The sequence below is a fragment of the Parafilimonas terrae genome, assembly GCF_900115755.1.
Taxonomy (GTDB): domain Bacteria; phylum Bacteroidota; class Bacteroidia; order Chitinophagales; family Chitinophagaceae; genus Parafilimonas; species Parafilimonas terrae.
The window spans coordinates 168,306-188,923 of record NZ_FOXQ01000005.1 but is presented as its reverse complement, the minus strand read 5'-3'; the positions used below and the strand labels follow the sequence as shown (position 1 = coordinate 188,923).

General features: G+C 39.4%; 18 protein-coding genes. 3 read left to right on the top strand and 15 right to left on the bottom strand.

From position 1 onward, the window contains the following. Positions 1 to 78 precede the first annotated feature (78 nt). The 4 genes from BM015_RS10175 to BM015_RS10160 all read right to left on the bottom strand — a co-directional run bounded on the left by BM015_RS10175 (position 79) and on the right by BM015_RS10160 (position 4,096). A complete protein-coding gene (locus BM015_RS10175; RefSeq protein WP_090657950.1) occupies positions 79 to 768 on the bottom strand; it encodes a LytR/AlgR family response regulator transcription factor in 690 nt (229 codons plus the stop codon). Next, on the bottom strand, positions 765 to 1,880 hold the full coding sequence (locus BM015_RS10170; RefSeq protein WP_090657948.1) for a sensor histidine kinase: 1,116 nt from the start codon (positions 1,878 to 1,880) through the stop codon (positions 765 to 767). The genes BM015_RS10175 and BM015_RS10170 overlap by 4 nt, the downstream gene beginning before the upstream one ends. Before the next feature lie 114 nt (positions 1,881 to 1,994). Then, entirely contained in the window at positions 1,995 to 3,116 is a 1,122-nt protein-coding gene (locus BM015_RS10165) for a serine hydrolase domain-containing protein (protein ID WP_090657946.1), read from the bottom strand. Positions 3,117 to 3,145: 29 nt separating this feature from the next. After that, positions 3,146 to 4,096 (bottom strand): aldo/keto reductase, encoded by a 951-nt coding sequence (locus BM015_RS10160; protein ID WP_177191871.1) that lies wholly within the window; start codon positions 4,094 to 4,096, stop codon positions 3,146 to 3,148. A gap of 301 nt (positions 4,097 to 4,397) precedes the next feature. On the opposite strand from BM015_RS10160, the gene BM015_RS10155 reads away from it, so the two are divergent. Next, positions 4,398 to 5,048, top strand: coding sequence for a M15 family metallopeptidase (locus BM015_RS10155; RefSeq protein WP_090657944.1), 651 nt, complete (start codon positions 4,398 to 4,400; stop codon positions 5,046 to 5,048). 9 nt (positions 5,049 to 5,057) lie between these two features. On the opposite strand, the gene coaE is transcribed toward BM015_RS10155, so the two are convergent. The 5 genes from coaE to BM015_RS10130 form a co-directional block, all read right to left on the bottom strand. Further along, positions 5,058 to 5,645: a dephospho-CoA kinase gene (coaE, locus tag BM015_RS10150; protein WP_090657942.1), complete on the bottom strand. Its 588-nt coding sequence runs from the start codon at positions 5,643 to 5,645 to the stop codon at positions 5,058 to 5,060. Between the two features lie 72 nt (positions 5,646 to 5,717). Continuing rightward, positions 5,718 to 6,068: a preprotein translocase subunit YajC gene (gene yajC, locus BM015_RS10145; RefSeq protein ID WP_245751352.1), complete on the bottom strand. Its 351-nt coding sequence runs from the start codon at positions 6,066 to 6,068 to the stop codon at positions 5,718 to 5,720. Positions 6,069 to 6,098: 30 nt separating this feature from the next. After that, complete coding sequence (locus BM015_RS10140; RefSeq protein ID WP_177191869.1) at positions 6,099 to 6,545, bottom strand: DUF1573 domain-containing protein; 447 nt, start codon at positions 6,543 to 6,545, stop codon at positions 6,099 to 6,101. 25 nt (positions 6,546 to 6,570) lie between these two features. Then, positions 6,571 to 7,503 carry a transcription antitermination factor NusB gene (nusB, locus tag BM015_RS10135; RefSeq protein WP_090657938.1) on the bottom strand — a complete coding sequence of 311 codons (933 nt, stop codon included), beginning with the start codon at positions 7,501 to 7,503 and terminating at the stop codon, positions 6,571 to 6,573. 88 nt (positions 7,504 to 7,591) lie between these two features. After that, positions 7,592 to 8,821 (bottom strand): proline dehydrogenase family protein, encoded by a 1,230-nt coding sequence (locus BM015_RS10130; RefSeq protein WP_090657936.1) that lies wholly within the window; start codon positions 8,819 to 8,821, stop codon positions 7,592 to 7,594. Between the two features lie 211 nt (positions 8,822 to 9,032). On the opposite strand from BM015_RS10130, the gene BM015_RS10125 reads away from it, so the two are divergent. Beyond that, the gene (locus BM015_RS10125) at positions 9,033 to 10,481 is read left to right on the top strand and encodes an alpha-L-fucosidase (RefSeq protein WP_090657934.1); all 1,449 of its coding nucleotides are present in this window, start codon (positions 9,033 to 9,035) and stop codon (positions 10,479 to 10,481) included. A 58-nt stretch (positions 10,482 to 10,539) separates the two neighbouring features. Here the strand turns inward: BM015_RS10125 and BM015_RS10120 are convergent, their stop codons facing one another. From BM015_RS10120 to BM015_RS10115, 3 genes are all read right to left on the bottom strand, one after another. Then, positions 10,540 to 11,184, bottom strand: a complete 645-nt coding sequence (locus BM015_RS10120) for a hypothetical protein (protein ID WP_090657932.1) — start codon at positions 11,182 to 11,184, stop codon at positions 10,540 to 10,542. A gap of 17 nt (positions 11,185 to 11,201) precedes the next feature. Continuing rightward, on the bottom strand, positions 11,202 to 11,372 hold the full coding sequence (locus tag BM015_RS21560; protein ID WP_177191868.1) for a hypothetical protein: 171 nt from the start codon (positions 11,370 to 11,372) through the stop codon (positions 11,202 to 11,204). Between the two features lie 104 nt (positions 11,373 to 11,476). After that, positions 11,477 to 11,827: an L-rhamnose mutarotase gene (locus BM015_RS10115; RefSeq protein ID WP_090657930.1), complete on the bottom strand. Its 351-nt coding sequence runs from the start codon at positions 11,825 to 11,827 to the stop codon at positions 11,477 to 11,479. Between the two features lie 166 nt (positions 11,828 to 11,993). Here BM015_RS10115 and BM015_RS10110 point away from each other — a divergent pair, with 166 nt between their 5' ends. Then, positions 11,994 to 13,004, top strand: a complete 1,011-nt coding sequence (locus BM015_RS10110; RefSeq protein WP_090657928.1) for a zinc-binding alcohol dehydrogenase family protein — start codon at positions 11,994 to 11,996, stop codon at positions 13,002 to 13,004. Between the two features lie 246 nt (positions 13,005 to 13,250). On the opposite strand, the gene BM015_RS10105 is transcribed toward BM015_RS10110, so the two are convergent. The 3 genes from BM015_RS10105 to BM015_RS10095 form a co-directional block, all read right to left on the bottom strand. Continuing rightward, on the bottom strand, positions 13,251 to 15,689 hold the full coding sequence (locus BM015_RS10105; RefSeq protein WP_090657926.1) for an FtsX-like permease family protein: 2,439 nt from the start codon (positions 15,687 to 15,689) through the stop codon (positions 13,251 to 13,253). 108 nt (positions 15,690 to 15,797) lie between these two features. Beyond that, positions 15,798 to 18,173: an ABC transporter permease gene (locus tag BM015_RS10100; protein WP_090658200.1), complete on the bottom strand. Its 2,376-nt coding sequence runs from the start codon at positions 18,171 to 18,173 to the stop codon at positions 15,798 to 15,800. A 62-nt stretch (positions 18,174 to 18,235) separates the two neighbouring features. Further along, a complete protein-coding gene (locus BM015_RS10095; protein ID WP_090657923.1) occupies positions 18,236 to 20,614 on the bottom strand; it encodes an ABC transporter permease in 2,379 nt (792 codons plus the stop codon). Between the last annotated feature and the right edge of the window lie 4 nt (positions 20,615 to 20,618).

Here is a 20,618-nt window from a genome sequence, read left to right as displayed (position 1 = left end):
ATGCAACTCAAATATTATAATTAAACCAGCCCCGGTGAAATGTTTGCGGTAAAAGGAAAGAATTCAGAGGTTATTAACTTACCTGTTAAAGCGGTTAAAGAATTCGTTTTCGTAGCTGCTGCTTACAGGTATATTAACGCCGTTAACGGTTATGGTTTTATTGCGCACTGTTTGAATATAATTAAGCGATACAATATAAGACCGGTGCACACGTATAAACTCTGTTGCGGGTAGTTTTTCAAGCATAACCTTCATGGTTAACCTTGCAACAACCGGCCGCTGGTTTTGCAGATGAATTTTTAAATAATCATCAAGGCTTTCAATAAAAATAATATCGCTTAATTTAATTTTTATAAGGCTGTAATCGGCCCGTATAAAAATATATTGCTCATCCGGCTTTTGCGCATGCACATAATTGTAATAATCCTGTGCTTTATTAACGGCCTGCATAAAGCGCTCAAAAGTAAAGGGCTTTAAAAGATAATCTACCGCATTTAAATTAAATCCTTCAACGGCGTATTCACTATATGCAGTTGTGAATATGGCCATTGCATTTTTGCCGGTTGCCTTATACAGGTCTATGCCTGATAAGGCCGGCATATTAATATCGAGAAATAAAAGCGGAACCGGGAATTGCTGCAAATACCTTAAAGCCTCATGTGGCTTATTAAAAGTTTTTAGCAGGCTGATAAAATTTGTTTGCCCGCAAAAATTTTCCAGCACTTTTAATGCAGGTAATTCATCATCTATTGCAATGGCTGATATCATTCTAAATTCAATGTAAGTGAAACATAAAATTTATCTGCGTCTTTAACTATAAGGATATGCTTGCCGGGATATACAAGCTGCAACCTGTTTTTTGTGTTTGCCATACCCAGGCCGGTGCGTTCTTCGAGTGCTTTTGCAAGCTTAACCTTATTGTTTTCAACAATCATCTGCAACTGGTTATCATCAATATTTACATCAATATTTATCAGTGAAACTTCTTCTGCATTTATGCCGTATTTAAATGCGTTTTCAATAAAAGGGATCAATATCAGCGGCGCAATCATTTTGCCCGAAGTATTGCCCTTGATATTGAAATTAAGATCAATAGAATTTCCAAAACGCATTCTTTGTAATTCAATATAATCGTTTATATAATTTACTTCCTGTTCAAGCAAAACAAAATCTTTACCAGAGTCATTAATTATATAGCGCATCATAGCAGAAAGCTTAACAACTGCTGTTGCTGTAGCAGCTGATCTTTCAATGGCAAATGAATAAATAGTATTAAGTGTATTGAACAAAAAATGCGGGTTGATCTGTGCCTTTAAATAACGCAGCTCAGCCTGCAGCTTTTCTTTTTCTGACTGTTTAAGCCTGTTGTTAATAGTTAGTATAAGTGTGAAAAAAACAATGGCAATAAAAATGAAGAGGTAGTGAAGAACGCCAAAAAGATAACGGTTAAACTGCTGGGGCGGCGGCATCCTGCGCATTTCTTCAGGTGGCATTCTTCTTAAAGAATCTTGCGGCCCGGGCGATGTATTATTGGGATTATTAACAGCAGGTGGCGGCATGGGTTGAAAATTTTCTTCCGGCCTCCTGTTATCAGGTATGAATAGGGACGGCGTAAGCGAAATAATGAGGAAGCACAAAAGCACAATGCTGAAAAAAGAAACGTATTTTTTTGTAACGTACAGCTTTGGTATAAGCACAAAAAAATTCAGGTAAAAAAAAGAGACCATTAATGCATACGCAATAAGGTCTCTTTGTGTAGGCCTGTTGCTAAAAATATTAAGCGAACGCGGAAAATCCGGAGTTAGAAAAACCGGTAACGCTAAAAAAACTATACATCCAATTATATGCAGTAAAACCGTTAGTGATCGTTTGTTCACCATCGATGATCAAATTAAAAACTTAAAGCTGTAAGTTATGGTAACAATGAGGCAAAACACGGAAATAATGAGGCAAAACGGGAAAATGGTGCGGCGATTAAATTTAAACTGTGCGCTTTATGAAGTAAGCACCTCAATGGGTGTAAAGTTTTTTAATGAAGGAAACTGCATGTTTATAATTTGCTGAACGATTTGTTCAACATTCACATCGTTGCGGTTGGCAAAAATTACAACAAGGTAATTTAAAGATGGTATGCTGAAACTATAGGTTCTGAAACCGCCGTTATCGCCGCTGTGATATACTTTGCGCACTGCATCCTGCTCATCAATAAACCAGCCAAAACCATAGCCGTTTTTTTTATTTCTGTCTATTATAAATTCAAGGTTGCGTGCTTCATCAACAATTGTTTTACTGAATACTTTGCCGGATTGCAAAGCTTTAAACCATTTAATATAATCAGTAACAGAAGTATAAATGCCACCATCACCTTCGGTTGAAAAAAATATATGTTCACCAGGTCCTGATTGAATTAAATTGTCAAGGCTGTCGCGTTCATAACCCGTTACTTCGTTTTGTATTGTTGCCTGCTCATTCCAAATAATCGTATGCTGCATGCCTGCGGGTTTAAATACATATTCAGCCATATAATCATTATAAGTTTTGCCGCTTAATTTTTCTATTATCAGTGCAAGCAAACAATAGGCAGTATTGCTGTAACGGAATTTTGTGCCCGGCATAAAATATGTGCTGTCAGCATGTTTAACAGCGTTATATACATCAATATTATACGCATGCTGCATGCCGCTTGTATTAATGTAAGCGTAATGGTCCGGGATGCCCGAAGTGTGCGTTAGTAATTGTTTAATGGTAATAACGTCTGCAAGCTTTTTATTCATACCAGGGAAAAACCTGCTGATCTTATCATTTAAAGAAAGTAAATGTTTTTGCTGCAGTTGCAGTATGGCTATTGCGGTAAATTGTTTGGTTAAGGAACAGATGTTGAAATTGGAAGAAGCTGTGAGTTTGTTGCCGGTGCTTATACTGCTGATACCATAACTTTTATTATAAACTATTTTACCATTATCAACAATACCAATTGAAATACCTGGTAAATGTGCAGGGTAAGTTTTGCTTAGGAGCGAATCTATTTTCTGTTCATTAAGATTAAATACAGGCTGCTGTGCCATTAATGCAAAGGCAGGAAAGCAGCTAAGAATAAACGTTGCGAATATCTTCATATAGGCGTTAATATAAATGCAGCATCAGGCTAATCCAACACCTTTTCTATGGCCTCAAGTTCTTCCTCAGCAAACCGGAGGTTATTGAGGGCTGAAAGATTATCGTTCAACTGTTCTTTCGAGTTTACATTGATCAGCGCACTCGTTATTTTTTTATCTTTCAGCAGCCAGGCCAGCGACATTTGCGCCAGCGACTGATTGCGTTTTCTCGCAATTTCGTTTAGCTTTTTAATATAAAAATTAGTGGGTTTTGCCCTATCAGCAGCTGCAGAAATACCCTGTAAATTTCTGTGCGCAAGCAATCCTTTGGATGAAGATGCGATGCGCCCTACACCATTTGTTTCCAGCACTTCCGGCAGGTGCGTTTCATTCCAACGCATAAACATAGAGCACTCAGACTGGTGAATTAAACACGGCGTGCCCAGGCTTTTTAATATGTCAATAGCCTGTTTTGCCTGTTCAGCATCATAATTGCAAATGCCCGCATACAAAGCTTTGCCACTTCTCACAATGTAATCTAATGCCATCATCGTTTCCTCAACCGGAGTTTCCGGATCGGGCCGGTGAGAATAAAATATATCAACATATTCAAGCCCCATTCTTTTTAAGCTGTGATGGCAGCTTGCCATTAAATGCTTACGGGAGCCCCAGTTGCCATAAGGCCCTTCCCACATAGCATACCCGGCTTTGGTAGATATAAACAGTTCATCGCGCAGATTGCCTGTAAAATCCTGCTTCAGTATTCTTCCAAAATTTTCTTCGGCACTGCCGGCAGCAGGGCCATAGTTATTGGAAAGGTCAAAATGTGTAATGCCATTATCAAAAGCATGGTGAACGATCTTCCTGCCGTCTTCAAAAATATCAATGGTGCCAAAATTGTGCGAAAGGCTTAATGAAATAGCTGGCAGCAATATTCCGCTTTTGCCACACCTGTTATATTGCATATTTTCATACCGCCCCGCAGAAGGAATATAAAGCATAAGCCAGTTTAATTACAATTGCCAAAAATATACAGAAGCTGCCATCTGCATATAAATATTAACATCGCCGCTATTATTCGCAGACATTTCTGACAGCGATAGTTTAAAAAACATGCCACAATTCTATTTATAAGAAAAACTGTTCTTTTGTAAGCATCTTTGTTACTGATGTTTTTAAATCAGGGCACAGTTGTCAGCTGTTTAATTATTCGTATGAAGCGGAGCAGATAAATTTTTCTCACATAGAGGAATGTATATGCGGAGTTCCGTCCGGCCAAATCAAAAAATAAAATATATACAGATGAAATTTATTTTTATAGCGTTTATATGCGTGGTATCATTTTCTGCTGAAAGCTGCCATACAAAGCCGCCACAGGAAGCAGGCAATTTCAGGCCGGCTGATTTAGTTGAGCTGATTAAGTTAGACCCAACCATTCATCTGGATATACGCTATGCCACCAGCAATAATTTTGTTGGAAGGCCTATGTATAAAGAAGCAAGGGCTTTTTTGCAAAGACCGGCCGCTGAAGCATTGGTGCGGGTAAATGCAGCACTGAAGCCATTGGGTTATGGCCTCGTTGTGTTTGACGGCTACAGGCCCTGGAGCATTACCAAACTTTTTTGGGATGTAACGCCTGCAGATAAAAAGAAATTTGTTGCCAATCCCAAAAACGGTTCAAGGCATAACCGCGGCTGTGCTGTTGACTTAAGTTTATATGATCTTAAAACCGGAAAAGAAATTGAAATGACGGGCAATTATGATGAGATGACGGAGCGTTCTTACGCTGATTATACCGGTGGCACAGCAGTGCAGCGAAAAATGCGGGATCTGCTGCGCTCAAAAATGGAAGCCGAAGGGTTTAAAGTATATGAATATGAATGGTGGCATTTTGATTATAAAGACTGGAAAGAATATGCGATTGCCGATGTACCGTTTTCAGAGATTCATTAGGGGTAATCTTCACCCTGCCATCTCCAAAAGCTTCTTATGCAAATCCAGCACCTGCGGCAGCACAGCAGTTTGTTCGTCATTAACGATAACAAAATCACAGAGCTTCATTTTAATAGTTTCGTCAAGCTGGTTATTCATGCGGGCAAGCACTGCTTCCCGCGAAACATTATCCCGGTTCATCACTCTTTGCAAACGCAAATGCTGTGGTGCATATACGCCAATAATATAATCAAGGCTGGCTGCAGCAGGCGATTCAAACATTAAAGCTGCTTCTTTAATTACATAAGCAGATGATTGTGCGTTTGCCCATTCATCAGCTGCAGCAATAGTTACAGGATGAACAAGTGCATTCAATTGATCGAGTTTAAACTTATCATTAAAAACAACATCAGCAATGTACTTCCTGTTCAGCATGTTATTAACGTAAGCCTCTTTGCCAAACAAATTAATAATGCCTTTTTTTAAAGCGGCATTTTCATTCATAATGTTTTTGGCTGCTTCATCAGCATAAAAAACAGGAATACCCAATACGCTGAATATTTTTGATACAGTTGTTTTGCCGCTGCCCATTCCGCCGGTTAATCCTATTTTAAGCATGCATGTTTTTTATGAAAATAAAAAATCCGGAATTTTTACAAACCCCGGATTTAAAAAGGCAAATATCTTAATTTATTTTTTATCTGCGTCCGCTGTTGATTTATTTATCTGCGCAGTCCATTCCATGCTGATAGCAGATCTTTCAATCTTCATATAACTGCCGGGGCTGGTTTCAAGCTGCAAAGTGTTGTCTTCATTTATTTTATTTATCGTGCCATGAATGCCTGCTATAGTTACAATTTTATCTCCTTTCTGAAGGTTTTCTATAAATTTCTTCTGATCTTTTGCTTTTTTAGCCTGTGGGCGGATCATAAACAACCAGAACACCAGGATAATAGCGCCCATCATTATTAAAGAAAAACTTGAATTTGGCTGGCCGCCATCTGGCGAAGCCATTAAAAAAACAGTAAGCATTTGTGTCATTGTTCGGAATTATTAATTAAAAAATTGAGATTATTTATTTGCTGAAGAATCGGCCAGTATGGTGCCTGTAAATGCGAGGAACTGCGGTGCACGGTTACTGTTGTTTGCCGTTATGAATATTGTTTTGCGCACATCGCCCGGATGGCTCTTTTTTGTGTCGAATTGTGCATCAATTTTTCCTTCCTTGCCCGGCGCTATTGGCTCCTTTGTATAATCGGCCACCGTGCAGCCGCAGCTTGGGCGCACCGTAATTAAATACAAGGGTTTATCGCCGGTGTTTTTGCAGGTGAAAGTAATATTCACCACCTCGCCCATCTTCTTCGCGCCAAAATCAATAGCAGTGTCCTGCCATTGAATGCTGGTAAACTTTGAAGAATCTTTCAGCAAAGCTTCCAGGTTTTTTGAGCTGCTTTCTGCAGCGCTGTTGCACGATGCAATGGCAACGCCTGTTATAATAAGAAAAAATAAATATTTCATATTAAAGGGCAAATGTACTGCTTTCTCAATTTGCCTTTTTTGATTTAAAATCTGTTTTAAAAATCTTGTTTTGCGCCAACAGGTCTTTATGAATGCCATCTAAAATGCCGTTTACAAAATGGCCGCTCTGCGCGGTGCTGTAATCTTTTGCAAGATCGATATATTCGTTAATGGTAACTTTTGGTGGAATGGTGGGAAAGTATAAAAACTCGCAAACGCCCATTTGCATCAATATCATGTCCAGTACAGCAATGCGTTCCGGGTCCCAGTTTTTCAGCCGGGCTTTAATTAAACCGGAGATATAATCGTTTTTATTGATAGCTGTTTGAAGTAATTCTTTTGCAAATATTTTCTTTTCTGCATCAGGCATTTGCTGCAGGCTTAACCCGGAAGGTTTTTGCAGCAGGCTTAACATAAGTGTGTTAAGCATTTCTGCATCATCATCCCAATTGCTGAAAATTTCTTCTATGTGCGCCACAAAGCTTTCTTCGGGCAGCATCAGGTCAGAAAAAATATAGGCAAGCATATCCCTTTCACTTTTAATATCCCTGCTTTGCAAATGAATGTATGCTTTATATGTTTCTGTTGAAACCAGCGTTTCATACGTGCTGCGCACAAATTCTTCCGTAGAATCAAAGCTAAACTTGTATTTAGCCATTGCCTGTATGTAAGAATGGTTTTCCAGTATGGTCCACAATACCGTATTGCCGGAAAGCTTTGTATTTACATTTTTATCTTCTGCGGTAGCAAGATGTTTGGACGCCCTCATAGCCGCATCTTTTTCTGCGTAACGGGCAACTTCGGTAAGAAAATAAATGAGATAGGTAAAGAGGCGGGGTGTTTGATCGAGCCGTGTATCAAGAATTTTCACAGCTTCATTATCTGAAATATTACCTGTGCTGTCGAGCTGGTATAAAACCTGCATTACTTTAACCCTGATATTTCTTCTCGTAATCATCCTTTCCAAGAACTTTATTGGGCGCGAAGATAATTGGCCCTTTGTAATTAGAATAAAGAATTATCATTTGAAATTGTTAAGAAGCTTCCTACACCGCAGGTTTCGCTTTAGCGGCATGTTTGGCTGCCTTGGCCGCTTTTGCCCGGCGTCTTAATTCTGTGCGTGTTAAAATTACTTCGCGGCTGGTTTGGCCATTAATGCTGCTGTTTTCCTGGGCCCGGCGCATAAGGTAAGGAATTACATCACGAATGGGGCCAAACGGCAGGTATTTACTCACAGAATAACCGGCTTTGGCGAGGTTGAAAGTTATATTATCGCTCATGCCATAAAGCTGTGAAAAATGTATATGCTTATGATTATGCGGAATACCTTTTTCGTCCAGTAATTCTGCGGCGCGCAGGTTGCTGTATTCGTTATGTGTGGCTATAATAGTGGCTATATCGTTGATATTATCAATGCAATATTCAACGGCTGTATTGTAGTCGCCATCGGTGAAGGATTTATCCTGCTGAATAGGTGAAGGATAGCCCATTAGCTGCGCCCTCGTTCTTTCCTTTTCCATGTAAGCACCGCGAACAATTTTTACACCGAGTATAAAACCTCTTTGCTTTGCAATGCTGTGGTACATTCTCAGGAAGTTAAGCCTGTCGTGCCGGTAAAGCTGAATGGTATTATACACAATACATTTTTCGCGGTTGAATATCTCCATCATTTCTACAGAAAGCCGGTCGATGGGGTCCTGTATCCAGCTTTCTTCTGCATCAATTAAAACGCCTACATTTTTTTCTGCTGCCACTTCACAAATGTCATACATGCGTTCCCGCACCCTTTCCCATTCAGCGCCTTCTTCCTCATGATCGTGAATGCCGCTGCGCAAACGTGGGGCAGAGTTCATTATTTTTAATAATTCAAAGCGGGCAATACCGGTAATTTTTACACTGATATAAGGAATATTTGGCTGCGTGGCCGCATAATTAATAACGCGGATAAATTCATCTCTTGCATGGTCAAAATTTTCTTCGCCTTCTTTTGCTTCAACGCCATAGTCCAGGATTACCTGAACGCCATATTCGCCCAATCTTCTTGCAACATCTGCCGTTTGTTCCAGCGTTTCACCGCCTACAAACTGCTTAAATATGGTTTTGCGGATAATACCATGAACAGGCAGGCCTGTTTTCATTAAAAAGGGTGTAACCCTCACACCAAGTGCAGAAAACCAGGGGTAGTTCATAGTGCCGAAAAGAAAACGGCTGGCCTGCAATTCTTTATTGGATTTATAAGCAAATGCTGTTTCTGTATTGTTGAAAGAAAGACGCATAAACGAAGAGCTGATTCTAACTGCGAATATCGGCAACTCTGTATTAAGTAAAAAATATTAGGCTTGTATAGCTTAATCGTAAGCGTTAAAAATTTTTAAACTGTATATTTCCGGCAGAAAAACATTAAGTTGTTTGAGAAGCAAAAGAGGCTCTTGATACACCTGTTTAAATCTGGCCAGTTATAATTTAGCGTTTCAAATTTTATTCATTATGAGAAAATTATTTTCGTTTGCCTGCCTGCTGTTGTTTGCGTTTGCCGTCAATGCGCAGGAACATAATTTCAATACAAAATATGTGAAGCCGGCAGATACGCTGGTTGAAAAAAAGATAGAAGAATGGCAGGATTTAAAGTTTGGTTTATTCATGCACTGGGGCACTTACAGCCAGTGGGGCGTGGTGGAAAGCTGGAGCATTTGCCCGGAAGATGAAGGCTGGACGCAGCGCCGCGGCCCGTATTCAAAAGACTATTTTGAATATAAAAAAGCTTACGAAAACCTGCAAACCACATTCAACCCGGTAAATTTTAATCCTGATAAATGGGCGGCGGCAGCAAAAGATGCGGGCATGAAGTATGTTATATTTACCACTAAACATCACGATGGTTTTTGCATGTTTGATACAAAGCAAACCGATTATAAGATCACATCATCCAAAACACCTTTTTCATCAAACGCAAGGGCTAATGTAACCAGGGAAATATTTGAGGCATTTCGCAAAGATGGTTTCTTAACGGGCGCTTATTTTTCCAAGCCAGACTGGCATTCGCCCGATTACTGGTGGCCTTATTTTCCGCCAAAAGACAGGAATGTAAATTATGATCCGGCGAAACATCCTGATAAATGGAACGCGTTTAAAGATTATACCTATAACCAGATTGAAGAATTAATGACGGGCTACGGAAAAGTGGATGTGCTTTGGCTTGATGGCGGCTGGGTAAGGCCTTTAAAAACTGTTGACAGGAATGTTGACTGGCAGCGTGGCATCCGGTATAACCAGGATATTGATATGGCACGCATTGCTAAAATGGCCCGCAGCCATCAGCCGGGTTTATTAGTGGTTGACAGGACTGTAAGCGGCGAATTTGAAAATTATCTTACGCCTGAACAAACCGTTCCTAAAGAGCCGTTACCTTATCCCTGGGAAAGCTGTATTACCATGGGCAATTCATGGAGTTATGTGCCGAATGATCATTATAAATCCACTAATACCATTATTCATTTATTGCTGCGCATTGTATCAAGAGGCGGGAATTTGTTGCTGAACATTGGGCCTTCGCCGCTGGGCGATTACAGCGATACAGCATACAGCCGTTTAAAAGAAATCGGCGCCTGGATGAAGGTGCATGGAGAAGCTGTGTATGCTACAAAACCATTGGCGCCTTATGAAGATGGTAATATTTTATACCTGCAATCGAAAGATAAAAAAACGGTGTATGTGTATGTGTTGAGTGATGATAAAGCTGATGATGTTGTGTTGCCATCAGCCATCAATTTAAAAGGCATTGCATTGAATAAAAAGAGCAAAATTGTTTTGCTGGATGCACCGAAAGAAAAGATCAAATACAAAACAGAAGGCGATGCAACAACATTAAGTGTACCTTCTTCACTTCAGCATAAAGCTGTTGGTAAATATGCGGTGGCGTTTAAGATAATGCTGTAAAATCCTGAGGTTTTCGAAAGCAGGGTGATGGAAAAGTGTAAAACAATTCCATATATGGTTACATTGAATACTTCTTTTCTCGCAGCCAGTCAGCAATTACCTTTATATAAGTTGAAAAGTAATCATCTGAGATAATCTCCTCAAGTGTTATGAAAAGGTTCTTACAAATAGTTGGCAATGCTGCTTCAAATTCCTGGTAATGCTTCCACATTTCAGTTCCGCCGGGCAGGATTTTATTTGTTTTATTTCCGAGCCATGAACGAACGATTTTTATTAATTCTTCAGGCTCATCTTTATGAATTTTTATATCCTGGCCCGATATATCACTCAGAGAATCTTTGTAGCGTGCAGCAATGCTATCTATTATCATAATTCTTTTTACTTTTTGCCTTCGGTTTCCATATTGAAGGCAGCCCCAAAATATGCCGGCTTCGAAAGGCATATTGAAGCGAGGCAGGTTATTTTTCATGCCTAATTCCACTCTCGAAATATCATGAATTCCATATTGACATTCATTAATAATCCGAAACAGCTTGTTTAATCTTACTTCTTCTGCACCAATAGTTTCAAGAGCGCATCTTGCAACAAAACCACAGTCGTGAATTGCAAAAATCAATGCTTTATAAAGAGGCTTATATTCTTCATCAAAAGGGAAATTGATAAAAACATGTGATTCGCAGGGTATAGCCGGTTGTTTAGGCACGCAAACAATTACTTTTATTATGAAGCTTTTTCAAGGGCTTTTCTAACAGCCTCAGTGATAGTTTCTTTATTTATTTTGGTAACTGCCGGAGACTCTTGCACTACTCTAAAATGAGAGCGCTTTGCAAAGTTTGCTTTGCTGCTTTTATTTTTAGCTTTTGCTGTTTTCTTTTTAGCTTCAATAACCATAATATATTGTTTGAGCTATATCAAAGTTCGTACAATTTTTTTTATCAAGTCCTCTTTTTAAGATTGCAAAGGCCCGTTTTTAATTAAGGATATTAAAAAACAAATCAATCCTCGTGAAAAACTTCTTCCATAAAACTCCATATCTGCCCTTTGGCTGCGGCGTCAGGTAACGGTATTTGCGTGGGATCAGTTTCTTTCCACCAGCGCTGTGTTTCCGGGTCTTCCGCCATTCTTTTCATATCCGCATCATAATCATCGCCTGTATATTCAAAATAACTAAAGAGAAAATGTTTGCCATCAATTTCCTGCAGGTAAATGGAATAGTTTTGAATGTTGCTTTGCTTTATCTGTTTTAAAACACCGGGCCAAACGGCAACATGCAATTCTTTGTAATAAGCTATGTCTTCTTTTTTTAAACCTGTAATTGATGCATAACGCTGAACCTTTTTTTGCATAGTGCTTCTTTTTTTAAAAAACGAAAGTTAAGCTATTGCATAAAAATGCGTGCTTGTTACAACTGTAACCGGCAGCAGCTTAAGTAAAAAATAAATAAACTTCAGCCGTTATATTTGAGGTGCTATATAAGCAACAAGTATTATCATTTTAAAAAAATATATCAACATGAAAGCAGTTGGCTTTACAACATCATTACCAATAGAAGCGGCAGATAGTTTTATTGATTTTGAAACATCAATCCCCATACCGGCGGAACATGACCTGCTGGTAAAAATAAAAGCCGTGAGCGTAAACCCGATTGACTTTAAAATCAGACAGAACAGTGCAAAGGATAAAGTGCTTGATGCACCAAAGATAATTGGCTGGGATGCTGTGGGTGTTGTGGAAGCTGTGGGCAATGAAGTTACATTATTTAAAAAGGGCGATGAAGTTTACTATGCAGGTGATATTAATAAACCCGGCAGTAATGCAGCATATCAGTTAATAGATGAAAGGATTGCCGGTAATAAGCCAGCCAGGTTAAGTGATGCAGAAGCCGCAGCCATGCCGCTTACAACGCTTACAGCCTGGGAAGTAATGTTTGACCGCATGCATATTAATGAAAGCGATAAAGACAAAAGCATTTTAATAATCGGTGGCGCCGGCGGTGTTGGTTCTATTGCTATACAAATAGCAAAGAAGGTGGCAGGTTTGAAGGTGATTGCAACAGCCTCACGCCCTGAAACGGTTGAGTGGTGCAAACAGCAGGGCGCAGACATTGTAGTGAACCATAAAGACCTTGTGAGCGAAGTGCAAAAAGCAGGCTTTAAATATGTTGATTTTATCCTCGATTTTGTTAATACCAATACCTATTGGGATGCTATGGCGGAACTTATAAAACCGCAGGGCCACATTGCTTCCATCACGGGTTCTGCAGAGCCGGTTGCTTTAAATAAATTAAAAGGGAAAAGCGTAACCTTTAGCTGGGAGCTAATGTTCACGCGTTCTACTTTTCAAACAGGTGATATGACAGAACAGCATAACATTCTTAATAAGGCTGCGGCGTTGTTTGATAATGGCACATTGAAAACAACACTGAATAAAACATTGCATGGTTTAAACGCTGATAACCTTAAAGCAGCGCATCGCTTGCAGGAAAGCGGGAAAGCCATTGGTAAAACGGTGATTGTATTTTAGTTGTAAGCTCGAGCTTCAGGCTGTGAGCTTTGAGCTTCACGTTATTTAATTTATCATCATCCAATGTCGTTACTTAAGGTTTAATTTTTGAAATATACAATAACCAATGTTCAATTTGCGAGAGTTTTTATAATTGAACATTGCGTATTGTTTTGTTCCTGCCCGACTGATTCGGTCAGGCGGGAATATTGAGTATTTTCTTAAATCAACGACATTAATTCATTATGCATCTGTGCATTCATCTCATCATTCCGTTCTTAAACTTTTGATTGGATTAGCCATTGCTGCTTTTATGGATTGAATACTGATAGTTAATAAAGCAATTATAACTGCAATAGCGCCTGCTATTATAAAAACCCATCCGCTGATGTGTATGCGATAAGCAAAGTCAAGCAACCATTTATTCATCAGCCACCAAGCCACCGGTGATGCAATAAGCACAGCAATTAAAACCAGCTTTACAAAATCAATGGAAAACAATCGAACAATGGATGTAACGGAAGCGCCCAAAACTTTACGAACCCCTATCTCTTTTTTGCGTTGAGCAGTGGCCTGTATTATCAATCCCAAAACACCCAATGCTGCAAGGAACATGCTTAGCCCGCTAAAGAATGAAAAGAGTTGTTGCAGCCTGCTTTCCGTCTTGTATTGCGCAGCCAGCATATCATCCACCCATTTTATTTCCAGTAATTTATTTGGATAAAATTGCCGCCATAGTTTTGAAACAGACACCGCTACCTTTTTTTCCTGCCCCGGCTTTACTTTTATCAACATGCCGCCGTAGTTGGGTGATGGGCCTGCAATAATGATAGTGGGTTTTATAGGTTCTTTCAGCGATTCATTATTAAAATCTTTTATAATGCCCACCGGCGTTGTGTGTGCCTGCCTTATCGGCATACCCAAATCTTTAACCTGCAATACTTTTGCTGTATAAGCGGTAATTAATGAAGATTGCTGATTTGCTGCATTTGCATACGTTGCAGAGTCGCTTATGCTCATCAGTGAATCGGGGTTAAAAATATCTGCGCTGTATGTTTTATCGAGCAGGCGGCCTTTTATTAAACGAAGCCCCATCACCTTATCTAAATCAACATCGCCATTAATATACCATACTTTAAGTTTATTACCTGCATGATTTGGGTCATCAATTTCCGAGCTCATGAATCCGGCGCCCAACGTAGGCAACCATGAGGTAATACTTGCAGCTTCTACATTCGGGTTTTGCAGCAACTCATTCTTAAATGATTCACCTTTGCCTGCCCATGAAACCTGGCCGATGCTTAACAGGTTGTGCGTATCATACCCAACATCTTTATTTTTTAAAAATGAAACCTGCTGCTGCACCACGATCAAAGCAATCAATACTATAACAGACATGGAAAACTGCAATACCACAAGGCTTTTCCTTACCATGTTCTGGCTGCCGCGGCTATTGCTTAGCAACTCGCCTTTTATAGTGGCTGCAGGATTAAATGCAGATAAAACCAACGCAGGATAAATGCCTGTTATAATGCTTACGAACAACACGCCGCCATAACAATACAGGAATAAATGATAAGAAGCGGTGAATGTTTGTGCAAGCTTGTGGCCAATGAAATGTTCAAGCGAAGGCAATGAAACCTGGTAAATGATAGTTGCCAGCGCTGTAGCAATTAAAAAATACAGGAAAGATTCCATGAGAAATTGAAACACCAGTTGCTTTCGCTGTGCGCCTAATATTTTTCTTACACCAGTTTCTTTTAAACGCTGCAATGCCCTTGCGGTGCTAAGGTTCACAAAATTCACGCAGGCAATTACTAACAATAAAATAGCTACGCCTGAAAGAATGTAGATGTTTTTATAATCGCCTTTTATAGTTTGATAACCTGAAAAATCTGAATGCAGATAAACATTTTGTATGGGCTGAAACTCATGCTGGTAAGGTTTTTTAACTGTTACAAAACCTGCATACCATTTATTTACTTTAGCAGTGAATTGCTTAATGTTTGTGCCTGGTTTTAATAAAATATAGTTTTCAGAAAAAGTACCATATTGTTTTTTGTATAATTCATCATTGCTCGGTTTGTGTATCTCAATAGCTTCGGCACGCATCACAGAATTTACGGGCAGGTTTTTAATTACGCCTGTAATAATATATGGATTTGATTTATCAGAATATACCGGCACGCTGTAAACAGTTTTGCCAACAGGGTCTTCATTTGGAAAGAATTTTTTGCGGAAGCTTTCGGTGATGATGAGGTTCCTGTTATCGCCGGCAATGTATTGCCGCGGGTTGCCGGCAAGCACATGTAAATCCAGCATTTGCCATACAGTAGTGTCGGCTGATAATGCGGTTACTTCAATGCCGTTTGCATCACTGTTATCAAGTTTTAATCTTGTATCTGTATTCCTGATACCTGCGGCGGCTTCCACTTCAGGAAAGTTATTTTTCAATGCCGTTACCAGCCCTGTTAAAGAGGATGAAGAACGGTCATACAATCCATCGCCCATTTTATTTATTGAAATAATGCGGTAGAGGTCGTTGCTCCGGCTCCATTGTTTATCATACGACAAGTCATCCAGCATAACAGTAGCCACCAGCATGCAGGCGCATAAACCTATTGTTAAACCAAGTATGTTTATGGCTGAATAAATTTTGTTGTGCGAAATAGTTCGCCATGCAGTTTTAAGATAGTTTTTAAACATAAAATCCTCTCCTAAGGAGAAGACCTTTTAGAATGTTTAATAATTTAATTTATTTCATTTAATCAAACTGTTTATAAGCCTTCCCTTCAGGAAGGTTTGGATGGGCTGTCACTCCGTTCGCAAACTTTTCACCGGGTTTGCCAGCGCTGCTTTTATTGCCTGGAAGCCGATAGTTAATAAAGCTATGCCTACTGCAATACAACTCGCCACTACAAACAGCCAGAAACTTATATCCGTTTTGTAAGCAAAATTTTCCAGCCATTTATTCATACTGTAAGCGGCAACCGGAATGGCTATAACGATAGCTATAATCACCAACACAATAAAATCTTTACCCAAAAGGCTTACAATATTTGCAGCACTTGCGCCTAATACTTTTCTTACACCAATTTCTTTGGTGCGTAGTTGTGCCGAATAAGTTGCCAGCGCCAGTAAACCCAAACATGAAATAAATATGGCTATGCCTGCAAAAATGTTGAACAGCAGTTTGGTGCGGTTATCGCTTTTATACAACTCATCAAATTTTGAATCAACAAAACTGTAAGTGAAAGGATTTACACCGGGATATTTATTATAGATTTTCTCTACTGCTTTTATCGCCCGTTGTGCGCCGGTTGCAGTAGTTTTTACATATAAAAAACTTTTCCAACGTTGTGTCCAGAAAACAAACGGGCTGATTTTATCTTTTAAAGATTTAAAATGAAAATCTTTTACTACACCGATTATTGTGCCGGGCACATCATGCAGGCTCATTTGCTGGCCTACATACGGTGGCTTAATGCCCATTTGTTTTACCATGGTTTCATTAACAACATAAGCAGATGTATCAGAGGGTGTACCCGTAAAGTTTCCACCTTCAATGAATGTAAAGTTCATCAGAGGAAGAAAATCTTTGTCAACATTGGCGCTGCTTACAATCATGCTGTTGTCTTTTGATTTTCCGGGCCAGTCTATATCGCCGGTTGAGCTGCCGTAATCGGCTATATTATAAACATTCGATAAAGAAGTGGATGATATAACAGGTGTTTTATTCAGCTCCGCTTTAACAGCATCAATATGATTAACCGCTTCATCGCTGAGCGGCACGGTAAAAACATATTCTTTATTATACCCCAGGTTTACTTTACTTATATATTGCATTTGCCGGCCGATGACCAACGTGCAGATGATTAGTATTACGGAAATAGCGAACTGGAAAACCACCAATATTTTTCTTAATAAAATGTTGCCAATGCTTTGGTTTAATTTTCCTTTTAATGAATTGATGGGATCGAATGAAGAAAGATGAATAGCCGGGTAAACGCCTGCTAAAATTAAAGTGCCTGCAACGGCAATACCCACCAGCATCCACACAGAAGGATTGGCAAGCGAAAATTCCAGTGACTTGCCGGATAAATTATTATAAGCAGGTATAAGCAGCCCTGCAAAAACAAGCGCCAATGCTGCGGCAATAATGAATATGATAATTGTTTCTGCAACAAACTGCAGGAATAGCTGCCATTTATTGGCACCGATTATTTTGCGCACACTTACTTCCCTGGCCCTTGCTATTGCCCGTGCAGTTGACAGGTTTACATAATTAACGGCAGCAATAGCCAGCAATAAAATGGTGATAATGGTGAATACCTGTACAATGCGCAATCCAGATTTATTGCCATCGGCTGATATTAAATGTTTTTCAGCCAGGGGCTGCAGCATAAATTTGGTTTGGCTGTCGCCGTTGCGTGCATCTTTATAAGCTTTGGTTAAAGCGCTTTCAATGGTTGCAAAATTGGTGTTGGGCTGCAGCTTTACATATGTATCATAAGCATAATTACCAAGATCTTCATCGATGGTTTTCCAGTCGCCATTGCCGCCCCAAGCTGTGAACATTTTTGCATATAAACTCATGGGGAATACCGCATCAAAACGCAGGGAAGAATTTTGCGGGAAGTCGCGCAACACACCTGTAACAATAAAGTTTGCCGTATCCCAGCTTACCACTTTGCCAACAACATCATCCGTTCCAAAAATTTTTTTCGCTGTCCTTTCTGTAAGCAAGATATTATTGGTAGCGGTAAACAAATTATTGGCCGCACCTTTAATGGTATTAAAATTAAAAATTGAAAAAAAGCTGCTGTCCACATAAGCTATATGAAGGCCTGAAATAAGCTTTTTATCATTTGGCTGATGAAATGTTACCCCCCAATCACTATTTACCCGCGTAACGGCTTCCACAGGTGCTAATGCACGCGCATATTTATACAAAGGCCCGGGCACGCCACCCCAAACCTGTTCCTTGCCGTTGGCATCAAAGTGGGCGCTCAGGTTATAAATCCTGTTATAATCTTTATTGAATTTATCATAGCTGTTTTCATCCTGTATCCATAACAGTAATAAAATGGCAGTGGTTAACCCTATGGACAAACCAAGAATGTTGATGGCGGTATAAAACTTATTTTTCCATAAACTGCGCCATGCGGTTTTGAGATAGTTTTTAAACATACAAGTTGATTTTATGATGTTTGATTTTTTGATGCCTGATTTACGGTTTACCGTTGACTGCCTCATTCCGTTCTCAAACTCTTAACCGGGTTCACCGTTGCTGCCTTTATTGCTTTAAAACTTACTGTGATAAAGGCAATGCCAAATGTGATTGCCGCCGCTGCCAGGAATACCCACCAGTTCACCGAAGTTTTATATGCAAAGCTTTGCAGCCATTTATTCATCGCCCAATACCCAACCGGCAATGCAATGCAGGTGGCAATCAATACGGGTTTTAATAAGTCTTTTGAAAGTAATACAACTATGTTTTGGACGGATGATCCCAGCACTTTTCGTACACCAATTTCTTTAAACCGTTTTGTGGCAGTGAATGAAGCAAGCCCAAACAAACCAAGGCACGCAACAAAAATTGCCAGCATGGCAAATACAGTTAAGATGGTTTGCTGGCGAATGTCTTTCTTGTATAAATCATTAAACTGTTCATCAAGAAATGTGTATTCAAAAGGATAAGCAGGAACAAGTTTTGTGTATGCATCTTTTACAAGCGCTATACCCTGTTGTAAATTACCGGCCTTTAATTTTATTAGTACAACGCGCCTGTCTTCGGCAGGTGAAATTACCAGCGCATCTATATTTTCTTTTAATGATTGAAAATTGAAGTCATCAACCACACCAACAATTTTCCTGTTTGCATCATCACGCACTGTATTTTTTATCCACTTGCCAATAGCCTGTTCAGGTGTCCATCCAAATTTTGTTGCCGCTGTTCTATTTATCAAAACAGCGCTGGCTGTATCTGTTGGAAATTGCGCTGAAAAATCCCTGCCCGCAATTACTTTTAAACCTAATGTTTTTGCAAACTCAAAATCGGCAAACTCTGTTCTTGCATTTATGCGTTCGCTGTGCCCTTCCAGGTCAAAAGCATAACCATCAAAAAAGCCGCCTGGTTCGCCAGACATTGCCGATACTGACTGAACGTTGCTATTGTTTTGAAGATTGTTTTTAAATGCATTTATGTTATTATAAATATCATTATTGTCTATGCGCACAATAACAGTTTGTTCTTTATTATAACCAAGCTGTTTGTTTTTTACAAAGCTCATTTGTTTGGTTATAATGATTGTGCCGACAATTAAAAAAACCGATATGCTGAATTGAACCACAACCAATGCCTGCCTGAAGCTGGAGCCGCCTTTGCCCAGGCGCAGTTTGCCTTTTAATGCCTGTATGGGCGAGAATGCTGATAAGAAGAATGCAGGGTAACTGCCCGCTAAAAAGCCAACCACTATAATTACACCAATAAGAAATAAATACAGCGGCCACGTGTTTAATGAAACAATTAATGAATAACCAAGCAGCTGGTTATACCACGGCAATACAACCAGCAATAACGCTAAGGATATGATGCAGGAAATAGCGGTGATTAAAACAGATTCGCCTATAAACTGCCAAACAAGGTTATTGCGCAGTGCGCCCAATACTTTGCGTAAGCCAACTTCTTTTGAACGTTCTGCCGCACGAATGGTAGAAAGGTTCATAAAATTAATGCAGGCTATCAGCAATATTAAAACGGCAATGGAAAGAAAAATATATACAACGGTTTTATCGTCATGTTTTGCTGAATCGAATGCGGCGTTATCAAAATAAACATCTTTTAAAGCAGTTAATGAAAGCATTGGGTGAAAGCCATATTTACGCATATCGCTGCCCATATATTTTTCCATAAACTGCGGAAACTGTTTTTCAATTTGTGCAGGGTTTGTATTGGGCGCAAGCTTTATATACGTATAAACCGCGTTGTTTATCCAAACAGTCATCCAACTCCTGTCTTTATAATTTTCAAGCGGCACTACCATGTCAAAATCAATATGCGAATTGGAAGGAACATCTTTTGCAATGCCTGTAACTTTTAAAGGTGTGCCCTTATCAAGCATGATAATTTTTCCAACAGCATTATCAACGCTTCCAAAATATTTCCTGGCGCTTGTTTCAGTTAAAACAATACTATGCAAATCCTGCAAAGCAGTTGTTGCATTGCCTTTTACCAAAGGGAATGAAAAGAAGGTGAAGAAGTTACTGTCTGCATTAATCACTTTCTTTTCATGAAAAGATTTATTGCCAACCGTAAATAAATTGTCATTCTGGCTTATGCGCACCGCACTTTCAACCTGGCCTTTAAAATCGTTTAAGATAGCCGGTGCATACATGCCGGATAAATAGGCTACGCGTTGAACTTTATCTTCATTTTTAAAGCCGCGCATTACGCGGTAAATGCGGCTGCCGTCTTTATGAAAATTATCAACACTAAACTCGTTCATGATGAAAAGAAATATCATCATGCAAACAGTTATGCCAATGGTTAAGCCCGAAATATTAATGAGTGAAAAAGCTTTGTTCTTCATCAAATTGCGCCAGGCAGTTTTGAGATAATTTTTAAACATAAAA

Bases quoted from the DNA above. Each gene is read 5' to 3' on its own strand.
- BM015_RS10155 (WP_090657944.1), top strand. From the start codon at position 4,398: ATGAAATTTATTTTTATAGCGTTTATATGCGTGGTATCATTTTCTGCT.
- BM015_RS10100 (WP_090658200.1), bottom strand. From the start codon at position 18,173: ATGTTTAAAAACTATCTCAAAACCGCATGGCGCAGTTTATGGAAAAAT.
- BM015_RS10115 (WP_090657930.1), bottom strand. From the start codon at position 11,827: ATGCAAAAAAAGGTTCAGCGTTATGCATCAATTACAGGTTTAAAAAAA.
- BM015_RS10165 (WP_090657946.1), bottom strand. From the start codon at position 3,116: ATGAAGATATTCGCAACGTTTATTCTTAGCTGCTTTCCTGCCTTTGCA.
- BM015_RS10095 (WP_090657923.1), bottom strand. From the start codon at position 20,614: ATGTTTAAAAATTATCTCAAAACTGCCTGGCGCAATTTGATGAAGAAC.
- BM015_RS10140 (WP_177191869.1), bottom strand. From the start codon at position 6,545: ATGAAATATTTATTTTTTCTTATTATAACAGGCGTTGCCATTGCATCG.
- yajC (WP_245751352.1), bottom strand. From the start codon at position 6,068: ATGACACAAATGCTTACTGTTTTTTTAATGGCTTCGCCAGATGGCGGC.
- coaE (WP_090657942.1), bottom strand. From the start codon at position 5,645: ATGCTTAAAATAGGATTAACCGGCGGAATGGGCAGCGGCAAAACAACT.
- BM015_RS10105 (WP_090657926.1), bottom strand. From the start codon at position 15,689: ATGTTTAAAAACTATCTTAAAACTGCATGGCGAACTATTTCGCACAAC.
- BM015_RS21560 (WP_177191868.1), bottom strand. From the start codon at position 11,372: ATGGTTATTGAAGCTAAAAAGAAAACAGCAAAAGCTAAAAATAAAAGC.
- BM015_RS10160 (WP_177191871.1), bottom strand. From the start codon at position 4,096: ATGCTTTATATTCCTTCTGCGGGGCGGTATGAAAATATGCAATATAAC.
- BM015_RS10125 (WP_090657934.1), top strand. From the start codon at position 9,033: ATGAGAAAATTATTTTCGTTTGCCTGCCTGCTGTTGTTTGCGTTTGCC.
- BM015_RS10130 (WP_090657936.1), bottom strand. From the start codon at position 8,821: ATGCGTCTTTCTTTCAACAATACAGAAACAGCATTTGCTTATAAATCC.
- nusB (WP_090657938.1), bottom strand. From the start codon at position 7,503: ATGATTACGAGAAGAAATATCAGGGTTAAAGTAATGCAGGTTTTATAC.
- BM015_RS10170 (WP_090657948.1), bottom strand. From the start codon at position 1,880: ATGGTGAACAAACGATCACTAACGGTTTTACTGCATATAATTGGATGT.
- BM015_RS10110 (WP_090657928.1), top strand. From the start codon at position 11,994: ATGAAAGCAGTTGGCTTTACAACATCATTACCAATAGAAGCGGCAGAT.
- BM015_RS10175 (WP_090657950.1), bottom strand. From the start codon at position 768: ATGATATCAGCCATTGCAATAGATGATGAATTACCTGCATTAAAAGTG.